This is a genomic window from bacterium, from assembly GCA_021372515.1.
Taxonomy (GTDB): domain Bacteria; phylum Gemmatimonadota; class Glassbacteria; order GWA2-58-10; family GWA2-58-10; genus JAJFUG01.
On the sequence record JAJFUG010000126.1, the window covers coordinates 1 to 12472 of the forward strand.

Genomic DNA, 12472 nt, shown 5'->3' on the forward strand with positions numbered 1-12472 from the left:
GCACAGCGCGGCGGCGATTCGCGGCAGCGCCGCCGCTGCAACGCGCGAGCGGCATCAACACTCCGTAAACACTTAAGATCGAAGCGGAGGCGTGGTCTGGACGAGTTTGCGGCCCCCGCTGGCTTTGCTGCTTTGGCCGAAACCAAAGCAGAACAGAGTCTTTCGTCTTCTCACTGTAAGTCACTAACCGGACATTGCTGGCACCGGAAACAGGTTCACTGGATTACCCGAGTGTTGGAATGAAATCGAAAAGCACAAAATACCTGTCACTCCTTCCGGCCCTGGCGCTCCTGGCCGCGAGCCAGGCCTCCGGCGCGCCGCCCCGGCTCGGAAGCCGCCCCGCCCTGCAGGCGGCCCCGGACACGCTGCGCGTGCAGCTCCAGGCCGGCAACACCGCCCAGGGCTGGAGCGCGTACGATTCCACCGAGAGCACCTACATCAGCCGGGAGAACCCGCTGAAAAACTACGGCAACAGCAAGGTGCTGCACACGCGCAACACAAGCCTGCGGCTGGAAAAAACCCTGCTGCGTTTCCCCGAGCTGATCGGCGCCAACCCGGGCCAGGTGCCGCCCGGGGCCTATATCCGTCGGGCCGTGCTCTCGGTCTGCGCCTCAGGCGCGAGCACGGACAAACACTGGACCCACCGCGCAATCACAGCCTGGAGCGCGGGCAGCGGCGCCGATTCAAGCGGCGCCGACTGGTCCCGCACCGGCGCCCCGGAACAGTCGCCCGGCCACTGGGCCGCGCCGGGTGGACTGTCCGGGGCCGACTATTCCGACGCGCCGGACAACCGGGATGCGGTCATCCCCTCGGTCCGGGGCGCGTACCAGAATTTCGACGTGCGGAGCGGCGTGCAGGTCTGGGCCGAACACCCGGACAGCAATTTCGGCTGGTTCCTGCTCAACGGCACCGGCGGCTCCGACCCGGTCTGGTGGAGCGCCCTGGCCGACCCGGACAAGCGCCCCACGCTGACCGTGGTCTACTCCACCGAACCGGACCAGTCCGGCCCGGCCAAAGTGGGCGGCCTCACTGCCGCGGCCGGGGACAGCCGGGTGAGCCTCGGCTGGAGCGCCCCGCCGGATGCGGATTTCGACGGCGTGGTGGTGGTGCGCTCGACAAGCGGGTTCCCGGCCTCGCCCCAGGATGGCTTGAGCCTGGCCCAGGGCTGGCTGTTCAGCCTCAGCGACAGCAGCCTTGTCAACGGCACGCGCTACTACTACAGCGTGTTCGCCTATGATTTCTGGGGCAACTGGGCCGCGGCGGCCACGGTCTCGGCCACTCCCACCGCGGATGCGGTCCCCCCGCGGTTGAGCCGGGTGCGCGTTCTGCGGGCCGGGCCGGATAATGTGCTTGTCGCCTGGAGCACGGATGAGCCGTGCCGCGCCGGGGTGGACTACGGCCTCGCGGGAGTGTCCGATCACAGCACGGGCCTGGACTCCAGCCTGGGCCTGGAGCACTATGTCACTGTGACCGGCCTTATCCCCGGCGCCGCCTACAGCCTGCGCCCCGTCGCCAGCGACCGTCGCGGCAACCGCGCGGTCGCAGACACGATCCTCTATGTCACCACCCTGGCCGCCGGGCGCACCGGGGTGCGCAGCGACCACCCGCGGCTGATAATCAGCCCCGAGCTGTTCCCGGACCTGCTCGACCGGGTGAACGGAGAATACGCCCAGGACTACGCCGGGGTAAAAAGCTACACCGCCAATGATCCCTACAACGCGGCCTTTGTCGCCCTGGTCGAAACGCTCAAAGGCACAGCCGCCACGGCGGACTACGACCGGGCGTATAACGCGGTGCGCCAGTTCGCGGTGGACCGCCCGGAGGACATAATCGCGGTCAGCACCAACCTGGACTGGGACATGTCCTGGGCCACCGGACGCTCCTGCCGCCGTCTGGCCCTGGTCTACGATTGGCTGTACGATTATCTCAGCGCAGACCAGCGCGCTTTCCTGCGCCAGGGGATGGTGAACTGGGTCACGGTGGGGCTGACTTTCGGCCAGTACAAGCCGCCGCTGCACAACATGTATCAGCAGAATTTTGCCGGAGTGGTGATGGCCGTGCTGGCCCTTCAAGGCGACCCGGACCTGGACCCGTCCCTGACCGCCGACTGGCTGGCCAAGGCCCGCGCGGCCCTGGAGCTTCAGATAGAGGCGGTGAACCTGGTGGGCGAGGGCGGCGGCGGCTGGCACGAGGGCTATTCCTATTTCTGGGGCGCGGCAGGGCTGAATTTTCCGCCCGAGCTGGAGGCCTGGCGCACCGCCACCGGCGAGGATGTGTTCGGACGCCTGCCCGCCCTGCGCGAGCTTGCCCTGCACCTGATGTACCTCAGCCGTCCGCAGGACAACCTGGTGGCGCACGTGGACAAGCTGAGCCCCTCGCGGCTGACCGCCCGGACCGATGAGCCCACCAGCGGCAGGCACGCCTACTGGAGCCTTCTGGCCGCCCGCTACCGTGACTGCTACGCGGCGCAATACGCCGCCACCGCCTCATCCGACCTGTCCGAGAACTACTGGCCCGGCCCGGCCTCGCGCCAGAAAATGTGGGACCTAATCTGGCAGGACCGCTCGGTCCAGGCCCAGGCCGCCGGCAACAGCCTTCCCGGCACGCGCCTTTTCAAGGGCCAGGGTCTCGTGGTCATGCGCTCGGGCTTCGAGGACAAATCGGATGTGTTCGCCGTGTTCCGCGCCCGTCAGGATTACGGCTACGGCAACCGTCTGGCCTGCGAGAACAGTTTCCTCCTGCACCGCAACTCCGCCCTGGCGATCCGCTCGGGCTACTACAACGGCTGGGAGAGCGAGAACCACCTCAACTACTACGGCAGCGACCTTCCCGGCAACACCCTGGAAATCATTCAGCCGGGGGTGCAGTTCGGCGGGCAGCGCACCCAGCAGGGCAACAACGGCAACCATTCCCCGGTCACGCTCACCCTGGAGAGCGAGGCGGACCACGACCTGGCCTACGGCGACGCCACGAATATCTATGCCACGGCCACCAACGCCGAGCGCTACTTTGTCCGCCTGAAACCAGAGGAATATTTCGTGGTCTTCGACCGCGCCACGGCCAGGGACCGCGCTTTCCAGAAGAAATGGGTCCTGCACAGCGTGAACCGTCCCGCTCTGTCCGAGCCGGGCAGCCTGGAGGCGACCGAGGTGGCGGACCACATCACCCGCTGGCGCGCGGGCCTGGTGACTGTGGACAACGGCGCCGGGCGGCTTTACTGCCGGACTCTTCTACCCGCCGGCCACCGGGTGCGCGTGGTGGGAGGGGCAGGCTACGAGTTCTGGGTCGACTCGGACAACCGCAATTATCCGCTCGGCCGGATCGAGGAGTCGGAGGCCGGCGCCTGGCGTTTCGAGGTGCTGCCCGACAGCCAGAGCCTGGGGGATGAGTTCCTGCACCTGCTGTACCCGGCGGCCTCGCCGCAGGAGGCCGCCCCCGCGGCCGACCTGATCCAGGCTGAGACTTTCTGCGGCCTGCGCTGCGGCGCGCGGGTGGTGCTGTTCAGCCGCAGCCGCGCGCGCCTGGACAGCCTGAGCTACAGCCTCGATTCAACCCAGCCGCTCAGGCACCTTCTGGCCGACCTCGCCCCCGGCTCCTACCAGGTGCTTCGGGATGGGGAGCAGTTGGGCGTGTATGCCGCCTCCAGCGCCGGGACTGTCAGCTTCGAGTCCGCGGGCGGTGGGTCTTTCACCCTGCGTCAGGCCAGTCGCGCGGGCATCTTCCCCAGCGGCGACCTGAACCGGGACAACCGGCTGGACATTTTCGACCTGCTGGGAATGCTGAAACTTCTAAGCGGCTCTGCAGGGCAGGACCCGGCCGCGGACTTGAACGCCGACGGGAAAGTCGATGTCTTCGACCTTCTGCGGATGCTCAAGCTCCTGGCGGAATGAGTTGACTGAAAATTTTCTCTGCCTGGGCCGCGCAGCGCCAGCGGCCGGCAGTCTCCGCTCCGGCCTCCCGGGCCTCCCTCCCGGGCTGCCACAGTGTTGTCTTGCCCGGCTGTCCGCCGGCGAACCGAAGAGAGAAGGGGCATCGTGAAAAAGAGGATCGTTCTGATCGGCGCGGGAAGCACGCTTTTCACCCGCGGGATTCTGGGCAGCCTGGTGACCGACCGGGAGTTCGAGGCTTGCACCCTGGTGCTGATGGATGTCGACCCGGAGCGGCTCGGCCTGATGGAGCGCTACGCCCGGCGCCTGGTGGCGGACACGGGCAGCGGCCTCGGTCTGGAGTCGAGCCTGGAGCTGGGCCGGGCACTGGAGGGCGCCGATTTCGTGATCTGCACAGTAGCGGCTCAGGATTCACGGGCCAGGGCGCTGGAGGTGGAGATCCCGCTGCGCTTCGGCTACCACCATTCCTGGGGCGACACCACCGGCCCTTCGGGTGTGTTCCGCGCCCTGCGGCATATCCCAATTTTCACCGGCATCGCCCTGGAGATAGAAAAGCGCTGCCCGGGGGCCTGGCTGCTCAACCTGTCCAACCCGGTGGCCGCGATTCTGCGCTCCATCCGGCGGGTCTCGGCCACCCGGACGCTGGGGTTCTGCGACGCGCCGCCCTATTTCCGGCGCTGGATCGAGAAAGAGTTGTTCGGCCTGAGCGAGGGCAGCCTGGAGGCGGTGATGGCCGGGGTAGACCACGCGGTCTGGGTGCTGGGCCTGCGGGCCGACGGGCGAGACTGCCTGCCGGAGCTGTGGGACCGGATAGAAATCCTGCGCCGCCGCATGCCGGTCAACGCCGCGATCCTGGAGGCCTACGGCTACCTTGCCATCCCGGGCAACGAGCACCTCTGCGAGTTTTTCCCGTTCTTCCTGCGGGACAGCCGCAGCATGGCCCAGTACGGTCTCAAGGACATGGACATCCCCTGGCACCGTCAGCGGCGCGACAGCCTGCTCCAGAAAATCCGCCGGGAGATCCAGGGCAGCGCCCCCCTGGCGCCCGACCCCCTGCCGCCCGAGGAGGAGGTGCTCTCGATAATAAGCAGCATCGTGAACGACCAGCCGCGGCGATACGTGGCCAACCTGCCCAACCGGAACGTGATCGCGAACCTGCCCGGCTACGCCGTGGTCGAGGCTCCGGTGCTGATCGGCGCCGAGGTGACCCAGTTACCGCCGCTGACCCTGCCTCCGCAGCTCACACCGGTCCTGCACCAGAGCGTGGCCAAGGATGAACTGGTGGTGGAGGCGGCCCTGGGCGGGGACCGGGAGAAAGTTTTCCAGGCCGTGCTCTCCTGTCCGCTCACCGAATCGATCGAGCAGGCGCGTGCGATCACGAAGGCCATGCTGGAGGCCCTGGACGACCTGTTGCCCGAAACGCTCCGCACCGTGAAAAACAAGTCCGTGCTGGTTTGAAACCGAGAACGCCGGGGAGAGACGCAACGCATGAAAACGCTCGACATCTACGACTATTCTGTGCTCGTGATCTATATGGCCCTGCTGGCCGGGATCGGTATCTATTTTTCCCGTTTCATGAAAGAGTCCTCCGACTATTTCAAGGCGGCCAACAAGCTCAACTGGTGGGTGGCCGGACTGTCCTCGTTCATGAGCGCATTCAGCGCCTGGATGTTCACCGGCGGGGCGGGCATAGTTTACCGCGAGGGCCTGACCGGCATGCTCACCCTGGGCCTGCCCGGAGCGGCCATTTTCACCGGCTACCTGTTGTTCGCCAAGCTCTGGCGGCGCAGCCGGGTGACCACGATCATGGAATACCTGGCCCAGCGGTTCAACCTGAGCACGCACCAGGTGGCGAGCTGGTCCTACGTGCCGGTCTACGTGCTCTACAGCGGGGCGGCCCTGTTCGCCCTCTCGATTTTCGTCGCCACCGCCCTGGGCCTCGACATCCGCCTGGTGATCTGGGGCTGCGGGATGGTGATCCTGTTCTACACCCTGCTGGGCGGACTGTGGGCCGTGGCGGTCAACGATACGGTGCAATTCCTGATCCTGCTGCCGGTCTGCGTGCTGCTGGTGCCGCTTTCGCTGGCCGCGGTGGGCGGCCCCGCGGCGCTGGTCCACGCCGCCCCGGCCGGCTATTTCGACGTGCCCACCCCGACATTGCCCGGCCACTACATGCTGGCCTACTTTCTTCTCCTGGTCTGCGGCCAGAACACCAACCCCATCGCCCAGCGCTATTTCAGCGTGCGCAACGAACGCGAGGCGCGCAAGGTGTCGCTTCTCTGCACGGGCCTGTTCGCGGTGGGGATTTTTTTCTGGGCCGTGCCGCCCATGGCAGCCCGGGTGTTGTTCCCCGACCTCAAGGCCCTGCTGGCCCTACCCAACCCGGATGAGGGCTCCTATGTGGTGATCGCCCTTCACCTGTTGCCCCACGGCCTGATGGGCCTGCTGGTGGCGGCGATGTTCGCGGCCACGATGAGTTCGCTGGCCTCGATCTACAACCTGCTGGCCGGCATTGTCTCCAAGGACATCTACCAGCGGGTGGTAAACCCCTCTCTGAGTGATCGCGGCCTTCTGCGCGTGGCCCGGATCACCACCCTCGCCATCGGCCTGTTCGTGATCGGCCTGAGCCTGAGCATGGTCAGCTATGGACAGAGCGTGTTCAGCGTGATGATGAAGATATCGAGCCTCACCATCGCCCCACTGGCGATCCCGATGCTGCTGGGTTTCCTCTACCGTCCCGCCCCCGCCTGGTCCTGCCTGTTCTCGTTCCTCTGCAGCGCGGCGGCGGCCCTGGTGTTCGCGTTCTGCCCGCCGCTGTCGCACTGGCTGCAGACACTCGGCCCCTGGATGGAATTCACGGTGAGCACCCTGACCATAATCGCGGTGGGCGTGGCTGCGTTTCTCGTCTCACCGCTGTTGTTCCACACCTCGGCGGCCGAGCGGGAGCGGATCGAGGCGTTTCACGCCAAGCTCGACACGCCGGTGGATGAGGCCACGGAGATGCGGGCCTCGGAGGTCGACCAGGCCGCGGTGGCGCGCCTGATCGGCCGGATCGCCATGCTGATGGGCGCCCTGGCGGCGCTGTTCGTTTTCATTCCCGCGTCACTGAGCGACCGCCTGATGTGCCTGGGCCTGGGGGCCTCGCTGATCGTGTTCGGCCTGCTGCTCACCCTGGGGGGACGGAAAGCGGCCCGCGCCTGAAACCGGAAAGGCTGGCATTTTGAGACTCAAGACAGCAATCACGCTCCTGGCCGCGCTCCTGGCCACCGTCACAGCCACGGTCCGCGCCGACAACCGGATCACCGGGATCAACACGATCAACCTGCGCGACCGGGTGGTCCTGCTGGGCAGCCTGGAGTTGCGCAAACATCTGATCGTGGCTTTCGACCTGGACAGCCCGTCCGACCTGGCCCGCCACCTGAATGTGCGCCTGACATTCCTCTCCCCGGGCGGCGACACCCTGGGCACCGGGATGAACCATTTCCTGGAGGGCGCGGGCGGGGATGTGAGCTGCGGCGCGCCCTACGACCTGCCCCAGGGGGTCTATCGCGTGACCCTGGAGAGCCTGGACAGCCTGGGCGCGGTGCTGGGTGCGTTCACGAAGACCTACGACCGCCGCGAGCTGGGCGGCTCCTATTTCGCCGGGCAGAGCATCGGCGAGCGCCACCCCACGGAACGCCCGTTCAACGAGACCACCTCCGAACCGGCCGCCACCTCCGAGGAAACTCAGCAGGGCTATATCCTCTACCGCCGCGACTGGCTGCGCTGGGTCTACGAGAACAGCCGCCCGACCATGCTGGAAAAGACCGATTCGCTCCATGTGACTATGGCCGCCAACGAGTACGAGCCGCTCACTTTCTCGCTCTATGGCCTGCGTGACCTGGACTCGGTGCGGGTGAGCCTGGCCGGCGACCTCACGGACAGCGCCGGGGCGGTGCTGCCGCGGGCTGAAATATCCATCGGCGTGGTGGAGTCGCTGCCCACGGTGATCGACGGGAGCGACCACTACAGGCAGATGCCGCGCCTGATCGCCCGGCGCGCCGCGGCCGGGCTTGCCTCGGGGCGCAGCCGACGGTTCTGGCTCACCGTGCACGCCCCGGCGGAGCAGGCCCCCGGCCTCTACAGCGGACGGGTCCGGATAAGCGCCGCGACGGGAGAGCGCGAGGCGCCTCTCAGCGTGCGCGTGCTCCCGGTACGCCTTCCGGATGAAGCCCGCACGGATGTCAACATGTGCGAGACCTACGAGTTCTACGAGCTGTTCAACGACTGGCCGGACGCCGACCGGGCGCTCATCACCCGCGCCGGGCGGCGGGTCTACGAGGACTACCGCCGTCACGGCATGAACGGCCTCTGGCCGCACTCGGGGTTCCATTTCAAGCGCGCGCCGGATGGCGCCCCGCGCCTGGATGAGCTGTTCGCCGCCCTGGAGGCCGCGAAAACGCTGGGGTTCACCCGCCCCGTGGTCTGGTTCTGCGGCTCGCTGGTCCACACTGCCAAGCCCAGGCATCCGGGCAACGTGCGCCTGTACGACAAGGCCCTGATGACCGGGCGCATGCGCGAGCTGGTGAGCTATGTCAACCACCAGTGCCAGGTCAACGGTTGGCCGGAGGTGCTGTACGAGCCCTCGGATGAGCCGGCGGACAACGCCGACTATCCACTGGACCGCGGCCAGCAGGCCCGTGACCTTCTCGCGGCGGTGCGCGAGGCGGGCGGCCGCACGGCCGAGACCGGCACTTACGGGCTTCAGGAGCACTGGCTCGACCTCCCGGTGCTGGGCTCCTACAACGAGAACCTGCTGCCCTCGCTCCGGGCGGCCCAGCCCGAGCTGCCGGTCTGGGTCTACCGCAACGAGACGATCAGCCAGAACATGAACCTCTGCTTCACCCGCTATTACTGGGGGTTCAGCGCCTGGCGCAGCGGGTTTGACGGGACCACGGCCTGGACATTCCAGAACACGATGAACGGCAAGGGCGACCCGTTCACCGACCTGGACGGCGAGGGGGCGGATGTGATGGTGGCCCTGCCCTCGGTGGACGGCCCGCTCGCCACCCCCTATTGGGAGGCGGTCCGCGAGGGGGTGGATGACCTGCGCTATATCGACTGCCTGCGCGGTCTGATCAAAAGCTCGCCCGACCCCTGGGCCGCCGACTCCATCTCCGGCCTGCTGGAGGCTTTCCGTGCTCAGGCGCTCACCGAGCCCTCCACGAGCGAGACTGTCTTCGGGGGCTGGAAACCCGACCGCTTCGAGGAACGCCGTCAACTGCTGGTGGACTGGATCACGCGCCTGAGCTCTCCCGCCGGTGGCAGCCCCGGAGATTTCAACTCCAACGGCCGCCTGGACATGCAGGACGCCGTGCGGATGGTGGCCCTTCTGGCCGCCGGCAGCGAAAGCGCGGCCCTGGACCTCAATGCGGACGGTGTTGTGGGTCTGCGCGATCTGGTCTGGCTGCTGCTCAAAATCGCCTCGACCCCGGCCGGGGGTTGAAAACCGGCCGGGCGATGATTGTGGTTCAAACGGAATGCAGTATCTCGAATCGTCTGCGGTCGTGAAAGGAGGAAAGCCAAGGCAGCCACAGCCTGTATCCCTTCCGAACCGGGAGTGCGACGGGCGGCTCGTTCCGCAGCCACGTGGCCGCGGCCCCGCCTGTGCCCGGTCAACCTTCAGCCTGGGGAGTGTCAGATGTCGGACACCCGGTATGTTCTCTCGCGACTGTTTGCCCTGTGTGTCTCTCTGCTGGTCCTGCCCGGCCTTGCCCGCGGCGCCAACCTGCTCAAGGTGCTGCCGGCCACGGCCCAGCCCGGCGCGGATGTCAGCGTGATTGTCGGCCTGAGCTGCGAATCGAACGTGGCCGGGCTTTCGTTCGAGGTGCATTTCGATCCGTCCAAGCTCACGTTCAAAAGCGCGGCCCGGGGCGCGGCGGCCGAGGGCCTTGTCATGACCGACCCCACCGAGTTCACGGTCGGAGATTCCAGCGTGACCGAGGCCGCCGGCAAGCTGGTGATCCAGATGATAGACTCCAGCCTGACCCATCCGGTGACTCCCGGGACCGACCGGGAGGTGCTGCTGCTCAGTTTCAGCGTGGCCGCCGGGGCCTCGGGCAGCGTGCCGGTCACGCTCTCGAACGCATCCCTGTCCGGCGCGGCCGGTGAGGTGCTGGCGGTCGGCACGGTCGACGGCGCGGTGACAGTTTCCAGCGGGCAGACAACCGACGCCGCGCTCAAGGTCTCCGAGGTGCGCGGACCGGCGGGCAGCGATGTGCGGGCCACGGTGACGGTGACCAGCAGCAAGGATATCAGCGCCGCCTCGTTCAGCCTGATGTTCGACCGCGCGAAGCTGCAGGTCAAGTCGGTGAGCCGCGGGGCGGATGCCCCGGGCAGCGACAGCCTGGGCCTGGCCGGGGTGGATATCCCCGCGGCCAACGAGGCCGGGCGCCTGGATGTCTGGCTGGTGGATTTCTACCTGGATAAGCCGGTCAAGGCCGGCAGCAACCGTGAGCTGCTCAAAGTGACATTCACTATCGCCAAGGGCGCCACCCAGGGCGATATCCCGCTCAGCCTGGCCCGGGTGGCCCTGGCCGCGGTCGAGGCCGGAGCGGATATCGAGCTGACCCACACCGAGACCGGCGGCAAGGTCACGGTGGGCGCGGCCAGCGGGGACGTGAGCGGCGACGGGGTGATCAACGTGTTCGACCTGCTCGATCTGCTGAAAGTTCTGAGCGGGGCCAACCCGTCCTCCGGCGCCACCGACCTGAACAGTGACGGCAAGACCGATGTGTTCGACCTTCTGGAGCTGTTGAAAAAGCTTTCCGGCAAATGAGGCCGGAATGACGAACTGAAAGAATTCTTCAAAGGAGCGTGTATGGAGTTGTTGAAAGTCGGCCCGTTGATCGACGGCCGGGAGGTGTTCGAGCCGGGCGCGGAAGTCCGCGAGGTGCTGAACCCGGCTACCGGCGAGGTGATCGCCATTCAGAGCTGCGCGGATGAGGCTTGTGCCGGCCGGGCGGTGGAATCCAGCCGGGCGGCGTTCGAGTCCGCCGCCTGGCGCGGCCTCTCCGCAGCCGAGCGCGGGAACCGGCTCATAAAGCTGGCCGAGGTGGTGGAGCGCAACGCCGCCGAGTTGATCGAGCTGGAGCTGATAGACACCGGCAAGCCGCTCAAGCAGCTCCGGGAAGCCGAGCTGCCGCTCACTCTGGCCCTCATCCGGTTCTACGCCGGGGCGGCGGACAAGATCGAGGGCCGGGTCAAGTCCACGGACAGCGGGTCGTTCCTGCTGAGCCTGTACGAGCCGTACGGCGTGGTGGCCGGGATCCTGCCCTGGAACTATCCCCTGGTCAACGCGGCGATGAAACTGGCCCCGGCCCTGGCCGCGGGCAACACGATAGTGCTCAAGCCCAGTGTGGAGACCCCCCTTTCCACGCTCGGCCTGGCCCGTCTGTGCGCCGAGGCCGGTATCCCGCCCGGGGTGGTGAACGTGGTAACCGGGCCCGGCGGCACGACCGGCAACGCCCTGGTCCGCCACCGCCTGGTGCGCAAGATATCGTTCACCGGCTCCACCGCGGCCGGACGGACAATCCAGAAACTGGCCGCCGAGAGCATGAAAACTGTCAACCTGGAGCTGGGCGGCAAGAACGCGATTATCGTGTTCGCGGATGCCGACCTGGAGCGCGCCGCCGAGGCCGCCGTGTTCAGCGCCTTTGTCAACAGCGGGCAGCTCTGTGTGGCCTGCTCCCGTCTGCTGGTGGAACAGAGCGTGGCCGAACGCTTCGAGGAAATCCTGCTCAGCAAGACCGCCCGCGTGCGGCTGGGCGACCCGCGGGAACTGTCCACCCTGGCCGGTCCGATGATCACCCGCAGCCAGTACGACACGGTGCGGGAGTATGTCCGCTCCGCACCCGCCGAGGGCTGCCGGGTCGTGGCGGGTGGAGGCAAGCCCTCCCTGCCTGCCACCCTGGAGCGGGGTTTCTGGGTCGAGCCGACAATAATCTCCGATGTCCGCCCCGGGACGCGACTGTCCGGGGAGGAAATATTCGGCCCGGTGCTGACAGTCCAGCGTTTCCGGGACGAGGCCGAGGCGGTGGCCCTGTCCAACTCCGTGGAGTATGGGCTGTCCGGTTCGGTCTGGACACGCGACAGCGCGCGGGCGCTGCGCCTGGTCAAGGCCCTGGACACGGGGATTATCTGGGTCAACAGCATGCTGAACGGCTACCCGCAGATACCTGTGCCGCCGCACAAGCTGAGCGGCACCGGGGTGGAGCTGGGGATCGAGGGCCTGATGGCCTACTGTCAGCGCAAGAGCGCGGTGGTCGCCTATGATGACCAGGCCGTGCCGGGTTGGGGACTGCGATGAGCCAGACAGGAAAAGAGGGTAAGTTGCTGAGCGCGCCGCTGGAGACACTGTCCACCCCGGCCCTGGTGCTGGACATCGAGGCCCTGGACCGGAACCTCAAGCTTATGGCCGGATATTTCTCGGTCCGCGCCTGCCGTCTGCGGCCGCATTTCAAATCGCACAAGTGCGTGGCCCTGGCGCGCCGTCAACTGGCCGCCGGCGGCGCGGTGGGCATGACCTGCGCCAAGGTCGCCGAGGC

Annotated in this window: 7 protein-coding genes; all 7 read left to right on the forward strand. The window is 67.2% G+C overall.

Annotation, left to right across the window (positions count from 1 at the left end):
- The first annotated feature begins 239 nt into the window (after positions 1–239).
- On the forward strand, positions 240–3890 hold the full coding sequence (locus LLH00_12380; GenBank protein ID MCE5272064.1) for a DNRLRE domain-containing protein: 3651 nt from the start codon (positions 240–242) through the stop codon (positions 3888–3890).
- 144 nt (positions 3891–4034) lie between these two features.
- Positions 4035–5345, forward strand: a complete 1311-nt coding sequence (locus LLH00_12385) for a hypothetical protein (protein MCE5272065.1) — start codon at positions 4035–4037, stop codon at positions 5343–5345.
- Positions 5346–5375: 30 nt separating this feature from the next.
- Positions 5376–7088, forward strand: coding sequence for a hypothetical protein (locus LLH00_12390; protein MCE5272066.1), 1713 nt, complete (start codon positions 5376–5378; stop codon positions 7086–7088).
- A gap of 19 nt (positions 7089–7107) precedes the next feature.
- Complete coding sequence (locus LLH00_12395) at positions 7108–9372, forward strand: hypothetical protein (GenBank protein MCE5272067.1); 2265 nt, start codon at positions 7108–7110, stop codon at positions 9370–9372.
- 195 nt (positions 9373–9567) lie between these two features.
- The gene (locus LLH00_12400; GenBank protein MCE5272068.1) at positions 9568–10704 is read left to right on the forward strand and encodes a dockerin type I domain-containing protein; all 1137 of its coding nucleotides are present in this window, start codon (positions 9568–9570) and stop codon (positions 10702–10704) included.
- 42 nt (positions 10705–10746) lie between these two features.
- A complete protein-coding gene (locus tag LLH00_12405; protein MCE5272069.1) occupies positions 10747–12234 on the forward strand; it encodes an aldehyde dehydrogenase family protein in 1488 nt (495 codons plus the stop codon).
- Positions 12231–12472, forward strand: a 242-nt coding sequence (locus tag LLH00_12410; protein MCE5272070.1) for a hypothetical protein, incomplete at its 3' end; no start/stop codon positions are given. The genes LLH00_12405 and LLH00_12410, both read left to right, overlap by 4 nt.

Coding starts and splice junctions, on each gene's coding strand:
- LLH00_12380 (MCE5272064.1), top strand. CDS start 240: ATGAAATCGAAAAGCACAAAATACCTGTCACTCCTTCCGGCCCTGGCG.
- LLH00_12390 (MCE5272066.1), top strand. CDS start 5,376: ATGAAAACGCTCGACATCTACGACTATTCTGTGCTCGTGATCTATATG.
- LLH00_12400 (MCE5272068.1), top strand. CDS start 9,568: ATGTCGGACACCCGGTATGTTCTCTCGCGACTGTTTGCCCTGTGTGTC.
- LLH00_12405 (MCE5272069.1), top strand. CDS start 10,747: ATGGAGTTGTTGAAAGTCGGCCCGTTGATCGACGGCCGGGAGGTGTTC.